Here is a 16735-nt window from a genome sequence, read left to right on the forward strand (position 1 = left end):
TCACTTGGCAAACAGCTGGCTCATGTCCTTGAAGGCCTTGAACTCCAGCGCATTGCCACAGGGGTCGAACAGGAACATGGTGGCCTGCTCGCCGACCTGGCCCTGGAAGCGGATGTAGGGTTCGATCACGAACTCGGTTCCGCGCGCCCTCAAGCGCTCTGCCAGGGCCTCCCACTGCGCCCATTCCAGAATGATGCCGAAGTGCGGGACCGGTACGTTGTGGCCGTCCACCGCGTTGCTGTGCACACTTTCCTGCGAAGCCGTCTTGGGGTGCTCATGGATGACCAATTGATGGCCGTAAAAATCGAAGTCTACCCACTGTGCGCTCGAGCGGCCTTCGGCAAGACCGAACACCTCACCGTAGAAGTGACGGGTGGCGGCCAGGTCGTACACGGGGATTGCAAGGTGGAAGGGCGAAAGGCTCACGGTGATTTCCTTTGGACTGGTTTTGATTTTTATCAATTCTTATCCGGAAATACCCCGAGTAAAAGCGCAAATCTTGGGTTCCGAGCTCCAATTATTCTGATGAATCAAGCGTTCGTTAAGCTTTATACCGCCTGCAGAACGCAGTCTCGAAACAGATTGAACAGCGGCGAATGCTTCTGTCGGTACTTGGCTACCAGCACGATTTCTCTGAAAAACGTCAGCTCACGCAGCTCCAGCACTCTCACGTTCTCCGACTGTTCGAGCCACAGGCCCGCTTTGGGCACCAACGAAACGCCCAGCCCACTGCGCACCATCTTTACAATCGCATCCAGCTCGTCCAATTCCAGGGTTTGGCGAACGTGGATCTTTTGCTCCTTGAGAAACTGGGTGACCAGGCGGCCGCCGAACGATCCGCGGTCATACCGCACGAAGGGCTGTTCTGCGAGAAGCTTGAGCGGATCATCGCCTGCTACATCCTTGGCGGTGATCAGCACGAACGCCTCGCGCGCGATCACTTCGGCCTGCAGATCCTTGGGTAGCGAGAAGGGCGGCTTGATCATGATGGCCAGGTCCAGCTCACCTGCATCCACCTGACTGAGCAGGTTCAACGAAACACCCGGCACCAGGTGGGTTTCGATGAACGGCGCCTGTGATTTCAAGGCCACCAATGCCTGCGGCAGGATACCGGTCTGAACCGTGCCGATGGCGCCGATGCGCAACGAGCCCTGGAAACCATTGGCACTGTCGGCCGCGCCCATTTGCTCGAAGAGGCGCAGGATTTCTTCGGCCATTGGTATGGCGCGTTGGCCTGCCGAATTGAGGGTGGCGGAGCGGCCTGTGCGGTCGAACAGCTTGACGCCGAGTGTTTCCTCGAGACCTTTGATCTGCGCGCTGACGGCGGACTGGGTCAGCCCGACCTGCTGGCCGGCGGCGGCAAAGGTGCCTCGCTGGGCTACGCAGATGAAGGTCTTCAGTTCTCGGATCATGGGGTGCCTTGGCGGGTTGACGGATAGGTGCGCAATGACGGGATATCCAGAAACTGTCCGGATCCTCGAAAAGCACTTTGACTGTACTTCTGGTCGGCAATTACAGCCTGAAAAACACCCTGTTGCTCCCAGTTTCGCCTCTCTTTTTTACCAGGTATACGAGCGTTCGCGAGTGGCGATTTCGGTGGCTGCCACTACCTGCGTTCGGCTTGCCTCACCTTACGGCTCAGCCCAGGCGTTTTGCCGGTAATGCGTTTGAACGCGCGGCTGAACGCGGCCTGGGAGGTGTATCCCAAGCGCTGCGCCACCTCTTCGATCGGCAGCCTGTCCAAGGTTAGCCACTGGCTTGCAAGGCGCATTCGCAGTTCGGTCACGTAGCGCAGCGGCGTCATGCCAACCGTTATCTGGAAGCGTTCCGCGAAGGCTGAACGCGAGGTATTGCAGTGCTCAGCCAACTGCGCGACGGTCCAGTCCCGACCCGGTTGTTGATGAAGCGCCAGCAGTGCACCGGCCAGGCGTGGGTCGCGCAAGGCCGCGACGAGCCCAGAGGCATTGCCGCAGGCGCACTCGACCCAGCCTCGAACGACCATGGCAGCTACCACGTCGGCCAACCGCGCAAGGATACCGGCGAAACCGATACGGGCGGCGCTGACCTCGCGCTCCATGGTGGCCAGAATCGGCACCAGCCCCGGGTAACGCTGGCCGCCGGCATCGATCAGCATCAGCCCCGGCATCAGCCGGCCAAGGCCATGGAGGCTGCCCAGTTCAAACTCCATGCAAGCGCTGAACAATATTGTGCTTGGCGTGGCGCTGGCATCGGTTCCGGTATCCACTTCGCTGACGGTATCACCGAGCGGTGCGCTGTCCAGACGGTCGATGTCTTGAACAGGCGCGTGCGGATGAGAAAACAGTTGATGGGCTGCCCCATGGGAGATGAACACGGCATTGCCGGCAGATAGCGCGTAGGTGCTGCCATCCTCCATTTGCAGCACCGCATCGCCGACGGCGATGAAGTGGAACCAGGCGTGCCCGGACTTTTCCGCGAAACCCAAACCGAAAGTGGGGCCCGCCTGGATACGCCGGTACTCGACGCCACGCAATCGCATGCCGCGCAACAGTTCGTTGATGAGATCCGAGGAAAGAGCAAACTGATCTGCAGACATCGTTCAGGTGTTTCGGTCAAAAACCAGAGATTCCAGATCATAGATCATCCAGATCTCGGCGCCTAGACTTCCGCTCGTAATCAAGATTGGGAGATCTGAGCAATGACTGAAGGTGTATGCAACACCGTATCCGACCGCCATACCGGTATCGACGCGGACGTAGAGCCTGCGACGCCGGCGTGGATGGCCGTCTTCTCGTTGGCAATGGGGGTGTTCGGATTGCTGACCGCCGAGTACCTTCCGGCCAGTTTGCTGACGCTGATGGCTACCGACCTGGGCGTATCCGAAGCGCTGGCTGGCCAGGCAGTGACAGTGACCGCAGTGGTGGCACTGTTCGCTGGCCTGCTGGTGCCAGGTCTGACTCGCAGCATCGACCGGCGCTGGGTATTGCTGGGTTTTTCTACCTTGATGGTCGCCTCCAATCTACTGGTCGCCGTGTCCTCCAGCTTCGCGGTGCTGTTGTCGATGCGCATCCTGTTGGGCGTCGCCTTGGGCGGGTTCTGGAGCATGGCAGCGGCGGTAGCGATGCGCCTGGTGCCAACTGCCTTGTTGCCCCGGGCGCTGTCGATCATTTTCAGCGGCATCGCTATCGGCACGGTCGTTGCGGTGCCGCTGGGCAGCTATCTGGGCGGGCTGTATGGCTGGCGCAGCGCGTTCTTTGCAGCAGCGGCGGTGGGCATGGTGACCCTGGCTTTCCAGTCGTTCACTTTGCCGCGGCTGGCGCCGCGGCGGCCGGCAAGACTGCGTACCATTTTCGAGGTGTTGCAGCGTCCGGGCATTGCCATGGGGATGTTCGGTTGCGTGCTGGTGCACAGCGGCCACTTCGCGATGTTCACCTATGTTCGGCCGTTCCTTGAAGGCACGACCGGCATCGGCACTCAAGGGCTGTCGCTGATGCTGCTGGGCTTCGGTGCGGCGAACTTCGTCGGCACGCTGTTGGCCGGCAAGCTGCTGGAACGAAACCCGCTGGCCACCCTGGTGCTCATGCCCGCACTGGTCGGCCTTGCAGCACTGGCATTGGTGTTGTTGCCAGCCTCGGTGCCGGGGCAGGCGGTACTGCTGGCAATCTGGGGCTTGGCCTTCGGTGGTGTGCCGGTAGCGTGGTCGAACTGGGTCGCCAGCGCGGTCCCTGATCAGGCGGAAAGCGCCGGAGGCATGGTCGTGGCTTCCGTGCAATCAGCCATCGCCACCTGCGCCGCCGCTGGCGGTGCGATGTTCAGCCTTGGCGGCAGCTCAGGCGTATTCGTAGCGGCGGCTGTGGTGATGCTGCTGGCTGCGTTGCTGATTGCGCTGCGGGTGCGCGTTCCTTCTGCGGCTGGAAGCCTGGATGAAGCGGCTGGCGCGAGATGAGTTCGGACAGTAGGCAGGCGGGGTCGCATGCCTACAAAGGGCCGCTGCGAAGTGATTTGAGATTAAAGACTATCCGGATCCCAAAAAACATTTTGACTGGGCTCTAGCGCAGTGATTCAAGGCTGGCCAAATTGAAATTTGCCCCCTGACGTACACAATAAAGTGCCAATCGCGTTCTACCACGCAGGGCTGGTTGACGAACAATTGTCTTCTAATACCGTGCGGGATTTTTCTGGCTATGAGCAGAACTCATATCCCCATTACTTTTAATGGTTACAGCCCCTACGGCTGCCGATGTTAAAAAATCGCAAACACAGCTCATCAAAAACAAAAAGAGCGTTTGCAATCATGACTAAACCCTACTGCCGCGTCCTCGCCAGCCTCGTGTTGCGCTCTTCATACCCTGATGTTTGCCACGCGATCTTCAAGATCCGCGTGCGCGCCTGATCACCCAAAACAAATCCAAAAAGAGGAACGACTCATGAAAGAACTCGACCTGTACATCGGTGAAGGTTTCGAAGGCCCGGGCGTGAATGCCGCGCACATCAACATCCTGATCGGGCCGCGTAACGGTCCGGCGGGGCAGGCATTTGCCAACAGCCTGGCGTCGCCGAGCCAGGGGCATTGCCCGTTCATGGTGATCGCCCAACCGAACATTCCAGTCAAGCCGATGACGCTCTACGTCAACAAGGCCGCGATCAGTAGCGACCTGCACGGCAACGCCACCTGGGGCGCGTCCCAGGCCGGGATTGCCAAGGCGGTGTTGGAAGCCCTGCTGGACGGCACCTTGCCGCCGGAAGCAGAAGACGAGTGGGCCATTGTCACCGCCAACTGGGTCAACCCGGCCTGTGATGACCTGGATTCGGTGTACCTGAATAACTACAACGCTTGCCGAACTGCGATCCGCGCCGCCCTGACCGGCAAGCCGGAAAAAGCGCAATTGGCGGATGTAGTTTATCACATCAGCAACCCCTTCTACACGCCAAAAGCCTGAGGTCCGAGCCATGCAATACATTCGTTTGGGCAACTCCGGCCTGCAAGTCTCCCGCCTGTGCCTGGGCACCATGAACATGGGTACCCCGACCTGGAAACCGTGGATTTTCGATGAGAAGCAAAGTGAGCCCATCGTCGCCCACGCACTCGATAACGGGGTGAACTTCATTGACCTCGCAGATTTCTATTCCGCTGGTGTCGGTGAAGAAGTGGTCGGGCGCATCGTCAAGCGTCTGGCTCGCCGCGAAGATCTGGTGATCACCACCAAGGTTGGCTATGGCACCCGTAACGGCATCAATGCCAGTGGTCACTCGCGCAAACACATCATGGACAGCATCGACGCCTCGCTGAAGCGCCTGAACATGGAATACGTCGATATATTCATGTTGCATTACTTCGACGTGAATACCCCAGTCGAAGAAACCATGAGTGCAATGAACGACATCGTACGTTCCGGCAAGGCCCGTTATATCGGTGTCTCGACCATGCTCACCGGACAATTGGCGAAGATCCTCATGGTCTGCGAGCGTAACGGCTGGGTCAAACCGATCAACATGCAGCTGCAACTGAACTGCGCCTACCGCGAAGAAGAGCGCGAGATGATTCCGTTCTGCCGCGACCAAGGCCTCGGCGTCTCAGTGTTCAGCCCGCTGGCTCGTGGTTTGCTGACCGGCGACGTGCAGTCGACACGCAACCAGACCGACTTTTTCACCCAGCAGATGTACAGCGACGAGGCTTCATTCGAGATCGCTCATTCGGTACAGCGGGTGGCCCGCTCCCGTGGCGTGTCGAATGCGCAGATTGCTCAAGCCTGGGTCGCCAATCATCCGGGCGTCGATTGCATGCTGGTTGGAGCCGACACCACTGCGCAGTTCGACAGTGCTCTGGCGGCGCTGGACACCAGGCTTGATGCTGAAGAGCTGCAGGAACTGGAACGCAACTACACCCCGTGCGACGTTATCAACGACTACACCGCCGGCAAACGCATCCTGCGTTCGGCCCGCCCGGGTCCTGATCGCTTTACTCTGACTGAGGCTGTGGCATGAGCTCGCTGATTCGTAACGGCAATTTTATCGACGGCCAATGGTCGAGCGGCAGTGAGACCTATCCGGTGTTGAACCCGGCCAATGGCGAAGTGATCGCCGACGTGCAAAAGGCCGGTGCCGAAGAAACCAACCTCGCCATCGCCGCGGCGAACCGTGCTTTGGCAGTCTGGCGAAAATTGACCGCCAAAGAGCGCAGCCAGCGCCTCAAGCGCTGGAGCGAACTGATGCTAAGTCATCAGAAAGATCTGGCCACTTTGCTCAGTCGCGAACAGGGCAAACCGCTCGCCGAAGCCATGGGCGAAGTGGTCTACGCCGCAAGCTTTCTGGAATGGTTTGCCGAAGAAGCCAAGCGCGCTTACGGCGACGTGATCCCGAGCCACAAAGCTGATGCGCGGATCATCGTGGTCAAGGAAGCCATCGGCGTGGTCGCGGCGATCACTCCCTGGAACTTTCCGCTGGCGATGGTCACGCGCAAGGTCGGTCCGGCGCTGGCAGCGGGTTGCACAATGATTCTCAAGCCGTCGGAAGAGACGCCTTTGTCAGCCTTCGCCTTGGCGGTGCTTGCCGAACAGGCGGGTATTCCGGCCGGCGTTTTCAACGTCATCTCAGGTGACGCCGTAGCGATTGGCGGCGCGCTGCAAGCCAGCGGTATCGTGCGCAAACTTTCGTTCACCGGCTCGACCCGCACCGGCAAACTGCTGATGCGCCAAGCGGCGGATACGCTGAAAAAAATTTCGCTGGAGCTGGGCGGCAACGCGCCGTTCATTGTGTTTGACGATGCTGATCTGGACGCCGCCGTCAAAGGCGCGATGGCCTCGAAATTCCGCAACACCGGGCAGACCTGCGTCTGCGTAAACCGGTTCTTTATCCAGGACGGCGTCTACGAAACTTTCACCGGCAAACTCGCCGAAGCGGTCGCCGCGATGCGCGTCGGCAGTGCGCTGGACGGTGACACCGAGCAAGGTCCGCTGATCAACGCAGCGGCGTTGGCCAAGGTTGAGTTGCACGTGAGTGACGCCTTGGAGAAGGGCGCCACGTTGTTGTGCGGTGGTCGTCGCCATGCGCTGGGCGGCACCTTCTACGAACCGACCATCCTCTGCGACGCCAACAGCGACATGCTGATCGCTCGGGATGAAACCTTCGGCCCGGTGGCCGCATGCTTCCGCTTCAAGGACGAAGCCGACGTATTGCAACGGGCGAATGACACACCCTACGGATTGTCGGCGTACTTCTACAGTCGCGACATTGGGCGCGTCTGGCGTATGGCCGAAGGGCTGGAGGCCGGCATGGTCGGAATCAACGAAGGAATCATCTCCACGGAAGTCGCGCCATTTGGCGGCATCAAGGAATCGGGACTGGGGCGCGAGGGTTCCAAGTACGGCCTGGAAGATTATCTGGAAATCAAATACCTGCTGATGGGCGGCCTTTGATCCCCAACCGTAATCCCTGTGGCAGCGAGCGAACTCACTCCCACAGGTTCAAGCGCTGTCGATTTCATTTCTCCGTCAATAACAACAATTGGAGACGAATATGTCCGCTCAACCTATAAAGATCGATGACCTGCCTATCGGGCGCTTCCACCTTAAAATCGCAGGCCTCACGTTCGGCGCGCATTTCACCGACGGCTACATCCTCGGCCTGATCGGTATTGCTTTCACGTTGCTCAGCCCGCAGATGCACCTCGATGCCTTCTGGCAAGGTCTGATCGGTGCGTCGGCACTCGTTGGCCTGTTTCTCGGCAGCCTGTTCTTCGGCTGGATTTCCGACAAGGTCGGTCGGCAGAAAATCTTCCTGGTCAGTTTTGTCCTGATCACCATTGCTTCGGTCATGCAGTTCTATGCCCAAACTGCGATGCAGCTATTCCTTTGTAGGGTAATAATCGGCATCGGCCTGGGCGGCGACTTCAGCGTGGGCCACGCTATGCTTGCCGAGTTCTCACCGAAAAAACATCGCGGCGTATTGCTCGGTTCGTTTAGTGTCATCTGGACCTTCGGCTACGTCGCCGCGACCTTTGTCGGCACGGCGATGCTCAGTCTGGAGGATGACGCCTGGCGCTGGATGCTGGCTTCGTCGGCGATCCCGGCGGCGCTGATCCTGGTTGCTCGAATCGGCACACCCGAGTCACCACGCTGGCTGGTCAATCAGGGGCGGATCGCCGAAGCACGGGCGATTATCAAAAAACACCTGGGCGACAATGTCGAACTCGATGAAACCCGCTCCACCGACACCCGTTCCGGGTATGCGGTGCTGGTCAGTCGTGAATACCGGAAGCGTACTGCGTTCAACTGCCTGTTCTTTGTCTGTATCGTCATGCCGTACTTTGCGATCTACACTTTCCTGCCATCGATATTGCAGAAGATGGGCCTGGCGGAGGGCTTCGGCACCGAATTGATGCTCAATATGCTGCTGATCCTCGGCGCATTGATCGGCATCTGGTGCACAGTGAAGTTCTCGCGCCGAGGCTTCCTGATCAATTCGTTCATCATCCTCGCGGTAGCCTTGTTCCTACTGGCGGCCTTGCCGGGCAGTGCGGCGTTCCTGATGGTGCTGGTGTTCGGCGTGTTCACGCTGGTGTTGTCGGCGGTGAGCAATTTGGTGGGCGTGTTCCCGGCCGAGAGCTTTCCGACCGAAGTGCGGGCCAGCGGGATTGGCTTGGCGACGGCGGTGAGTCGCTTGGGCTCGGCAGTCAGCACTTTCCTGTTGCCGGTGAGTGTGGCGGGTATCGGCTTGAGCCCAACGATGGGCATCCTGGCGTCGATTCTCGCACTGGGCGCGATCATTTCCTGGGCTTGGGCACCGGAAACCAAATCCCTGGCACTGAGCCAGGCGTGCAAGGCGCAGGGGCCAATGGAGAGCGCGGCACCCGCTGCCACAAAGGTCGCAGCCCCAATCTAAAACCCATCACACACCCAGCGTGGGAGCAAGCCCGCTCCCATGTTCGACTCTAGGTGTTTCAGGGATTGCTGACCAATCCCAACCAATCAGTAAACAACTGCACTTTTGACAGCCCCCGTTTCTCATTCGCCACATCCAGCCAGTAGCCGTAAGGCCCGATCACTTCCGCCGCAGTGATCGGCAACAGGCTGCCATTCGCCAGTTCCTTTTCGATCATCTGTCGATCAATAACCGCCAACCCGCCCCCCGCCAGCGCAGTGTGGATGACTTGATCCAGCGTGCTGAATTCGAGCCCTTGCGCAGGGTCAATATCCTCGCGACCCATCGCTGCCAACCAGTTCTCCCACACCTTCAAGCGTTTGCCGTCATGCAGTATGTGCAATAGCGGAAACTGCCGCAGATCCGGCGGCTGGCCATTGACGAACAACTCCGGGCTGGCGACTGCCATGTGCCGCTCCATCACCAGCAACTGACTGCTGCAATGGTTGACCCCTTCGAGGCCGAAGCGGATGTGGCAGTCGATTTCCGCAAGGCTGTCGTTGCCGTTCTGGTGGGTCACGCTGAGGCTGATGTCGGGGTAGCGCTGGCAGAACGCGCGCAAATGCGCTGATAACCAGCGCGTGGCCCAGGTAGGTGGCGCGGCGATGCGCAGGCGTTGGCGCAGGTTGGGCACACGTACCGCTTGCAGGGCACGTTCGACGTGGTCGAAGGCATCGCCTAATTGAGGGGAGAGGGCACGGCCGCTTTGGGTCAGCGACAGGCCTTGGGGCGTGCGTGTAAATAGAGCCACGCCCAGGTACTCTTCGAGCTGCTTGATCTGACGGCTGACAGCGCCTTGGGTAACGTTAAGATCCAAAGCCGCCTGGCTGAAGCTGCGATGCCGTGCGACTTCTTCAAAGACGCGCAGCATGTTGAGCGAGGGCAGTTGACGCATGAAAGGGTGGCTCCGTACCGGCCTTCGACGCAGCAGCGCGCGGCCAGGTTTATTGTTTTTGATGACGATTGTCTAGGGTGTAACTGAACCCTTTGGCAAGGGTTGATGCAAGTGCTGTTTGGGCCGCCGCCGCCACAGATGTACGATGAACCTGTGGCTGCGGGCTTGCTCGCGAAGTGCTTCAAAAACGCCGGATCGTCTGGATCAGAAGTAATACCCAATGTTCATGTACAGCTGATTCTCCCACTGGTTACTCCCCCCCGCCGCCAGACTTTGGGTGTAGCTGCTGCCACCAATGTAAGGATCATTTTTGCCATACAACCACTCCGTGGCGATCCACAGTTTGCTCAGGGAAAACGCGGTACCCAGGATCAGCCGTTGCGAGGTCTTGAACGCGTCGGCGGATTTGTCGAAGGCGCTGTAGTTGGCGTACAGCTTCACACCGTCTATCTGATCGAACAGGTATTTGCCAGCAACGTCGTAGCTCAGGTCGGCGACGTACAAATTGCCGCGACTGGCAACGTTGTAGGTACCGTCGTACCCGCCCAGTGTGACCACCTCATCGCTGTCAGGATTACGTGGCGACATCTGCTGCCGCGCCGCTTGCAGCTGCACGCCCCAGGGGCCGTTTTTGCCCAGATAGTGCACGGCCACGGCGTTGCGACGGCCATCGTTGTTGGTATCCTGGTTTTCCAAGGTCGAGGTCAGGCCTGAAACCCCGACTTCAGACGTCCAGCTCCCCAGGTCAAACGCCTTGGCCACCCGCAGTACGACGGTGTTGCGTTCCTGGTTGTTGCTGCCATCGCCCACGTAGCTGTCGGCCTCGGAAATCACGCTGGAATAAGTCACCCCTTTGCTGGTGCCTTTACCTTGCCACGCCGGGCGCAGGTAATAACCAGCCTGGATGTTCCAGTCGCCGCTTTGCTGGACGTACTTGGCGCCGATTTGTTGCAGATCTTCCAGGCCGATGACGTTGCCCAGGGTTTCGTAAAAAGTACTGCCGAAGTACGGCTGCAACCCGAACGGTACGGTATTCAAGCCTACCTGTACTTGTTGATCGGGATTGAATTTGTAGCCGATCCAGGCGAACTTGGCGAACTGGATATCCCCGTAGTTCTTGGTGTACCGATAGGGATAGGAGCGTCCGTAGAAACGGTACTGCGCATCGCCGATCCAGGTGTCAGAGTTGTATTTGGCGCTGAGAAACACGGTGTCCAGACCGAACTTCTGGGTGTCGCGGTCCGGGTCATAGTCCCAACGCGCCCGTACCGCGCCGCCAAGGTCTAGGTTGTCAGTGACCTGCACCGCCATGGCCGGCGGCGCAAGGGCGCCGAGCAGCGCGATGAGAGCAATGTACCGTACTGCAATCCGGGTAGTTGTGTGCACAGCGATACTCCTGTTTTTTAGTTATGGTCGGCAACAGCAGCCCGCGCCGCAACAAACGCTGCAGCTTGGGAAAAGGGTTTTCGAGTCAGTGGGTATGAGGTCGGATCAGCCTCAGCGCGGGTTCGTCGACAGGCACCAGTAGGACTGCCGAAGCGCCTGGGGCAGCCGCCAGCAAAGTCTGTGTGTAGGTGTTTTGCGGACGCAGCAACACCTGTTCAGCCGTGCCGTGCTCTACCACTTCGCCTTGGCGCATCACCGCTATGTAGTCACTGATCTGCGCTGCCACGCGCAGGTCATGGGTGATGAACAAAATGCTCAGGTTGAGGCGCTGTTGCAGCTCGGCGAGCAGCTCCAAGACCTGCTGTTGGACTGAGACATCCAGGGCCGAGACGCTTTCATCGGCGATCAACACCTCCGGGCGCATCGCCAGGGCACGGGCGATGCCAATGCGCTGGCGCTGACCACCGGAGAACTGCCGGGGCTTGCGTTTGAGGGCGTCACGCTTGAGCCCGACCTGTTCCAACAAGTCCCCGGCTTCGGTCCACGCATCCTTGGCCGACAACCCGCGCAGTTGCGCCGCGCGGGCGATGATGTCGCCGACCCGGTGCCGTGGGTTGAGCGAGCCGTACGGGTCCTGAAAAATCATCTGAATCCGCCGGCGATTGGCCGCCAGCGCAGAACCGCGCAACGCCAGGAAGTCCGTGTCACCGACCCAGACATGGCCCCTGTCGCTTTCCACCAACCGAATCGCCGCTTTAACCAGAGTACTTTTGCCCGAGCCAGACTCGCCGACAATTGCCAGCGTCTTGCCCCGTGGCAGTTGCAGCGAGACATCCTTGAGCGCCGCGACTACACGGCCACCGACGTTGTACGTCTTGGTCAGGTGCTCGATGCGCAGCGCCAACTCACCGTCCGCACAGGGTACGTGTAGCTCTGGGTGCAGGGCCGGAACAGCGGCGATCAACTTGCGGGTGTACGGGTGTCTCGGCGAGTTGAGTACTTGATCGCGCTCACCGATTTCCACCAGCACGCCGCCCTCCATCACCGCGATGCGGTCAGCGATTTCCGCCACTACGCCGAAGTCGTGGGTGATGAACAGGATGCCGTGTTGACCACGACCGCGCAGGTCGCGAACCAATTTCAGTACTTGGGCCTGTGTGGTCACATCCAGCGCCGTCGTCGGTTCGTCGGCAATCAGCAAATCCGGGTTCATCGCCAGCGCCATGGCAATCACCACCCGTTGGCATTGGCCGCCCGAGAGTTGATGCGCAAAGCTGTTGGCAATCCGTGGCGGATCGGGCAATTGTGTTGAATCCAGGAGGGCGAGCATGCGTTCGCGTCGCTCCGTGGCGGGCATTTGCGGCGCGTGTATGTCGAAAATTTCCGCGACCTGCTGACTAATGCGAATCGCCGGGTTCAGCGCCGCCATGGGCTCCTGGAAAATCATCGCAATGCGGTTGCCTCGCAGCTTGCGCAGAGCGTTTTCGTCCATGCGGCAAATATCGTCGCCGAGGAAATCAATCACGCCTCCAGTGTGGCGCAGGCCTTTGGCGTAATCGCCCATGATTGCGGCGGAGAGCACCGATTTGCCGGAGCCGGATTCGCCGATCACGCAGAGAATTTCGCCCTTGCGTACATCCAGACTGATGTCCTTGACGGCGTGGCTACGATCGGCGCCGGCGGGCAGTTCGATGGAGAGGTTTTCCACTCTTAATACTTGTTGATGACTCATGCTCAACTCCTTGCGCCTTTTTGGGCGTGTTCGTCCAGACCGTCCGCCAACAGGCTCAGGCCCAGCATCAGGGTGGAGATGGCAATGCACGGGAAGATCACCAGATGCGGGAAAGCGATGGCCATGCTGCGCCCCTCGTTAATCATGCCGCCCCAGTCCGGGGTGGGCGGCGGCAGGCCAAGACCGAGGAAACCGAGGGCGCCGATCATGATCGCGGTGTAGCCGATGCGCAGGCAGAAATCGACGATCAACGGGCCGCCGCAATTGGGCAGGATTTCCACTAGCATGATCCGCAGCGATCCTTCGCCCTGGGTGATGGCGCTGAGCACGTAATCGCGCGAGCGTATGTCGATGGTCAGTGCGCGCATGATCCTGAAGATCGCCGGGGCGCTGGTGAAGGTCACCGCAATCAGAATGTTCAGTGCCGAAGCACCGAGGGCGATGATGATCACGATGTACAACACCAGCACTGGAAAGGACAGCACGGTGTCAGCGACATAGGACAGCAACCCATCGACCCAGCCATTGAAGTAACCGGCGCACAAGCCCATGGCGATGCCGACGGCGAATGCGGTCAGCGTCGCCAGGATCGACCAGAACAACACGGTGCGCGTGCCCCAGATCAGCCGCGAGAGAATGTCCCGGCCAATCATGTCGGTGCCCAGCAGAAAGCGCAGGCCGTCGCCATCCGGCGTCATAGGCGTCAGCAGAGGGGTAAAACTCTCCAGTGGATCGTGGGGCGCCAGCCACGGTGCGAACAGCGCCATCAGCACCCAGCCGCCAACCAATAGCAGACCGAGTAACGCCAAAGGGTGTTTGAACGAATGGAAGACGTTCATTGGCCACCTCCACCAAGACTGCGCAACGTTATGCGTGGGTTGAGCCAGGTGTAGGCCAGGTCTGAGAATATCTTGGTCGCGCCAACCACGATGCCGCTGATCATCGCGCAGGCTTCGATCAGATAAACATCATGATTCAGCGACGCGGTATACAGCAGGGAACCGAAGCCCTTGTAGGCGAAGAACACCTCGACCACGATCACATTCGATAGCAACCAAGGGATGTACAGCATGATCACAGTGATGGGCGCGATCAGGACGTTACGCAGCGCATGGCGCAATACGATGCGTGAGGTCGACGCACCTTTGAGACGGGCGGTGCGAATGTACGGTGCTTGCATCACTTCGACCATCGAGGCCCGCGTGATCCGCGCCAGATACCCGATGCCGAACAGGCACAGCACCATCAGTGGCAGCGCCAGTTCCACTGGGTTGAAGCCGTCGCTCATGCTGCTCACGCCCGGCAGCCAGTTAAGCCAGAACACGAAGATCGCCGAGACAAACACCGCACTGGCGAAGTCTGGAATCGAGGTGGTGACAATCGACAGGAATGACACCAGCCGATCCACCGCCGAGCCCTGGCGAATCCCGGCAAGGATGCCGAGGGTCAACGCCACCGGCACCATTACTGCCAACGCCAACCCAGAGAGGATCAATGTTTGCCCCAGGTTTGGCAGCAGCAGGTCAATCACCGGCTCACGAAAATGCACCGAGGTGCCCCAGTCGCCGCTGAGAAAATCCTTTAACCACACCAGGTAGCGCCAGATGAAGGTTTGGTTGTAACCGTGTTCCGCCAGCCATGCAGCGCGCTGGTCGGCGGCGGAGTAGGGGCCGAGGACGTTGATTGCGACGTCTTCGATATTCAGTTCCAACGCCAGGAACACGATCACTGACACCGACAGCAAGGTTGCCGCCAGCGCCAACAACTTGCGCAATAGAAATTCAGCCATGCTCGCACGCTCCGGCTAATCAAGGGATGGCGGCCCGCCGCAGCTGAGTGGGCGGGCTCGTTCGGGGCGCTTGAATCAGGCGCTCAACCAGACTTGATCCATTGGGTAGAAGTCCGAGGGGTGAACCTGGAACCCCTGGACCTTCTTGCTCGCGGCGGTGAATTTGTCGCCCCAGAACGGCTGGACCATGACGCAGGCGTCTTGCAGGATCTGCTCGACGCGTTGCATCGCTGCGGCCCGTTGTTTCGGGTCGATGACGCCCATGGCGTTGTCCAGCGCTGCGTCGAACGCCGGGTCGCTGTAGTGGCTTTCATTCCAGGCCGCGCCGCTGCGGTAGGCCAGTTCCAGCGACATCACACCAAGCGGGCGGTGCGCCCAGTAGGTGAGGCTGAACGCGGCCTTGTCCCAGATCGGCCAGTATTGCGTGGCCGGGATCACTTTGAGGTTGATACGAATGCCGGCCTCGGCGCAGTTTTGCTGCAGGATCTGCGCGCAATCCTGTTCGTAGCGACCCTGGGTGTTGCCGACGATCAGGTCGATGTCGATGCCGTTCGGGTGGCCGGCGTCGGCGAGCAGTTTTTTCGCACTCGCCACGTCCCGCGCACGTTTGGGCAGCGGGAAGTATTCCGGGTGGGATGGCGCGACGTGGTGGTCTTCGCCCAATGTGCCCATGCCGCGATAGGCGATCTTCAGCATTTGCGCGTTGTCGGCACAGAGCACCACGGCTTTGCGAATGCGCAAGTCGTCGAACGGCTTCTGGTCGCAGGCCATGCGCATGACGATGGTTTGTGCCGACTTGCAGGTAAGTAATTGCGCGCCCGGCAGGCGTTTCGCCAGATCCAGTTCGGCCACAGTCACCCGGTACAACACGTCCACTTGCCCAGCCTGCAGCGCCGCGAGATGGGTGGAAATATCGGTGCCCATGTCGACGTAGCGCAATTCGTCGAGGTTCGCCGGTTTGCGCCAGTAATCGGCACGCTTGGCGAAGGTCGCCTGCTTGTTGACCGCGAATGACACCAGCTTGAACGGCCCGGTGCCCAGCGGGTTTTTCGCCCAGTCTTCACCGGCCTTGAAGCTGCGGTGGACGATGGCGCAGGTGAAGGCGTTGAGCATTTCCGGGATTGCCAGCATCGGTCGCTTGAGCACCAGGCGGAACTGGAAGTCACTGACTTTTTCGAAGGCTGTGATGTCCTGGAATGCCGTGCGGTTGACCGACTTGGAATCGGCGGCAATCCAGCGCTCGATGTTGTGCTGCACGTCCTCCACGTTGAAGGTGTCGCCGTTGCTCCACTTCACGTCCTGGCGCAGGTTGAAGGTCCAGGTTTTCAGGTCGTCGGACGGGCTCCAGCTTTCGGCCAGATACGGGTGAGTGATGTTGTCGGCATCGACCCAAGTCAGGAATTCGAGGCTGTTGCGCAGCAGGTTCGAGGCTTCGATCCAGGTAATCAGCATTGGGTCCTGGATTTCCTGGATTGCACAGGCAAACCGCAGGCTGCCGCCCTGGCGCGGTGTCAGCGCTTCAGCGGCATGGGCCGAATTACCGAGCAACGCGGAACCGAGAAAAGTGCTGGCGCTGGCGGCGGTGACGCCCAGCAGCGCGGCAGTGCGCAGAAATTGTCGACGATTGATCTCGCCACTTTTGACTTGGGTGCACAGGTCGTTCACCGCGGGATGCGGCAGAGTGCCGTCCAGTGTCATTAAGTCTTTCATATGCCTCTCCGATAACGTGCAAAAGTGCGTTTTTCGACTGGCCGCAGATGGAGCAAGCGGCAGACGCGGTCGGTTCGATGAACCGAGACTGTCAGTGGCCGGCAGCGCAAAGGCGCAGGCGTGACAGGCGTGAAGCCGGCAGTAGAACAAGGCGCAACGAAATCAGAAGGGCGGAGGCGAGGTATGACATAGGGCTGCTCTCATGTTGTTTTTATTAGAGATGCCCGCAGTTTTGTCATTTGGGCAACGATCGACAAACGATAAATTCAACGTTGAAACGTTCGATAAATGCATGTTACTGACCGTAATCAAGGCGGCCGCGTGA

Annotated in this window: 14 protein-coding genes; 5 read left to right on the top strand and 9 right to left on the bottom strand. The window is 59.6% G+C overall.

Annotation, left to right across the window (positions count from 1 at the left end; translation table 11 throughout):
* The 3 genes from IFU31_RS14505 to IFU31_RS14515 all read right to left on the bottom strand — a co-directional run bounded on the left by IFU31_RS14505 (nucleotide 1) and on the right by IFU31_RS14515 (nucleotide 2575).
* On the bottom strand, nucleotides 1-426 hold the full coding sequence (locus tag IFU31_RS14505; protein ID WP_122477711.1) for a VOC family protein: 426 nt from the start codon (nucleotides 424-426) through the stop codon (nucleotides 1-3).
* A 122-nt stretch (nucleotides 427-548) separates the two neighbouring features.
* Entirely contained in the window at nucleotides 549-1412 is an 864-nt protein-coding gene (locus tag IFU31_RS14510; protein ID WP_192103405.1) for a LysR family transcriptional regulator, read from the bottom strand.
* 194 nt (nucleotides 1413-1606) lie between these two features.
* Nucleotides 1607-2575: an AraC family transcriptional regulator gene (locus IFU31_RS14515; protein ID WP_192103407.1), complete on the bottom strand. Its 969-nt coding sequence runs from the start codon at nucleotides 2573-2575 to the stop codon at nucleotides 1607-1609.
* A gap of 102 nt (nucleotides 2576-2677) precedes the next feature.
* On the opposite strand from IFU31_RS14515, the gene IFU31_RS14520 reads away from it, so the two are divergent.
* From IFU31_RS14520 to IFU31_RS14540, 5 genes are all read left to right on the top strand, one after another.
* Nucleotides 2678-3925 carry an MFS transporter gene (locus IFU31_RS14520; protein WP_192103409.1) on the top strand — a complete coding sequence of 416 codons (1248 nt, stop codon included), beginning with the start codon at nucleotides 2678-2680 and terminating at the stop codon, nucleotides 3923-3925.
* A gap of 481 nt (nucleotides 3926-4406) precedes the next feature.
* Nucleotides 4407-4919 carry a formaldehyde-activating enzyme gene (gene fae / locus IFU31_RS14525; protein WP_192103411.1) on the top strand — a complete coding sequence of 171 codons (513 nt, stop codon included), beginning with the start codon at nucleotides 4407-4409 and terminating at the stop codon, nucleotides 4917-4919.
* A 10-nt stretch (nucleotides 4920-4929) separates the two neighbouring features.
* Complete coding sequence (locus IFU31_RS14530) at nucleotides 4930-5964, top strand: aldo/keto reductase (protein WP_192103412.1); 1035 nt, start codon at nucleotides 4930-4932, stop codon at nucleotides 5962-5964.
* Nucleotides 5961-7394, top strand: a complete 1434-nt coding sequence (locus IFU31_RS14535; RefSeq protein ID WP_192103414.1) for an NAD-dependent succinate-semialdehyde dehydrogenase — start codon at nucleotides 5961-5963, stop codon at nucleotides 7392-7394. Before IFU31_RS14530 ends, IFU31_RS14535 begins: the two co-directional genes overlap by 4 nt.
* Before the next feature lie 100 nt (nucleotides 7395-7494).
* Entirely contained in the window at nucleotides 7495-8859 is a 1365-nt protein-coding gene (locus tag IFU31_RS14540) for an MFS transporter (RefSeq protein WP_192103416.1), read from the top strand.
* Nucleotides 8860-8917: 58 nt separating this feature from the next.
* Here IFU31_RS14540 and IFU31_RS14545 read toward each other — a convergent pair whose 3' ends face one another.
* The 6 genes from IFU31_RS14545 to IFU31_RS14570 form a co-directional block, all read right to left on the bottom strand.
* Entirely contained in the window at nucleotides 8918-9793 is an 876-nt protein-coding gene (locus tag IFU31_RS14545; protein WP_192103418.1) for a LysR substrate-binding domain-containing protein, read from the bottom strand.
* A gap of 204 nt (nucleotides 9794-9997) precedes the next feature.
* Nucleotides 9998-11104 carry a hypothetical protein gene (locus IFU31_RS14550; protein ID WP_244657685.1) on the bottom strand — a complete coding sequence of 369 codons (1107 nt, stop codon included), beginning with the start codon at nucleotides 11102-11104 and terminating at the stop codon, nucleotides 9998-10000.
* A gap of 160 nt (nucleotides 11105-11264) precedes the next feature.
* Nucleotides 11265-12911: a dipeptide ABC transporter ATP-binding protein gene (locus IFU31_RS14555; RefSeq protein ID WP_192103420.1), complete on the bottom strand. Its 1647-nt coding sequence runs from the start codon at nucleotides 12909-12911 to the stop codon at nucleotides 11265-11267.
* Between the two features lie 2 nt (nucleotides 12912-12913).
* Nucleotides 12914-13750: an ABC transporter permease gene (locus IFU31_RS14560; protein WP_192103422.1), complete on the bottom strand. Its 837-nt coding sequence runs from the start codon at nucleotides 13748-13750 to the stop codon at nucleotides 12914-12916.
* Entirely contained in the window at nucleotides 13747-14700 is a 954-nt protein-coding gene (locus IFU31_RS14565; protein WP_090357812.1) for an ABC transporter permease, read from the bottom strand. Before IFU31_RS14565 ends, IFU31_RS14560 begins: the two co-directional genes overlap by 4 nt.
* 75 nt (nucleotides 14701-14775) lie before the next feature.
* On the bottom strand, nucleotides 14776-16410 hold the full coding sequence (locus IFU31_RS14570; RefSeq protein ID WP_192103424.1) for an ABC transporter substrate-binding protein: 1635 nt from the start codon (nucleotides 16408-16410) through the stop codon (nucleotides 14776-14778).
* Nucleotides 16411-16735: the final 325 nt, after the last annotated feature.

Source organism: Pseudomonas sp. CFBP 13602, assembly GCF_014842725.1.
GTDB lineage: Bacteria > Pseudomonadota > Gammaproteobacteria > Pseudomonadales > Pseudomonadaceae > Aquipseudomonas > Aquipseudomonas baltica.

What these genes read in the sequence shown, in the direction of transcription:
- IFU31_RS14510 (WP_192103405.1), bottom strand. Translation starts at nt 1,412, where the DNA reads ATGATCCGAGAACTGAAGACCTTCATCTGCGTAGCCCAGCGAGGCACC.
- IFU31_RS14515 (WP_192103407.1), bottom strand. Translation starts at nt 2,575, where the DNA reads ATGTCTGCAGATCAGTTTGCTCTTTCCTCGGATCTCATCAACGAACTG.
- IFU31_RS14520 (WP_192103409.1), top strand. Translation starts at nt 2,678, where the DNA reads ATGACTGAAGGTGTATGCAACACCGTATCCGACCGCCATACCGGTATC.
- fae (WP_192103411.1), top strand. Translation starts at nt 4,407, where the DNA reads ATGAAAGAACTCGACCTGTACATCGGTGAAGGTTTCGAAGGCCCGGGC.
- IFU31_RS14530 (WP_192103412.1), top strand. Translation starts at nt 4,930, where the DNA reads ATGCAATACATTCGTTTGGGCAACTCCGGCCTGCAAGTCTCCCGCCTG.
- IFU31_RS14535 (WP_192103414.1), top strand. Translation starts at nt 5,961, where the DNA reads ATGAGCTCGCTGATTCGTAACGGCAATTTTATCGACGGCCAATGGTCG.
- IFU31_RS14540 (WP_192103416.1), top strand. Translation starts at nt 7,495, where the DNA reads ATGTCCGCTCAACCTATAAAGATCGATGACCTGCCTATCGGGCGCTTC.
- IFU31_RS14545 (WP_192103418.1), bottom strand. Translation starts at nt 9,793, where the DNA reads ATGCGTCAACTGCCCTCGCTCAACATGCTGCGCGTCTTTGAAGAAGTC.
- IFU31_RS14550 (WP_244657685.1), bottom strand. Translation starts at nt 11,104, where the DNA reads ATGGCGGTGCAGGTCACTGACAACCTAGACCTTGGCGGCGCGGTACGG.
- IFU31_RS14555 (WP_192103420.1), bottom strand. Translation starts at nt 12,911, where the DNA reads ATGAGTCATCAACAAGTATTAAGAGTGGAAAACCTCTCCATCGAACTG.
- IFU31_RS14560 (WP_192103422.1), bottom strand. Translation starts at nt 13,750, where the DNA reads ATGAACGTCTTCCATTCGTTCAAACACCCTTTGGCGTTACTCGGTCTG.
- IFU31_RS14565 (WP_090357812.1), bottom strand. Translation starts at nt 14,700, where the DNA reads ATGGCTGAATTTCTATTGCGCAAGTTGTTGGCGCTGGCGGCAACCTTG.
- IFU31_RS14570 (WP_192103424.1), bottom strand. Translation starts at nt 16,410, where the DNA reads ATGAAAGACTTAATGACACTGGACGGCACTCTGCCGCATCCCGCGGTG.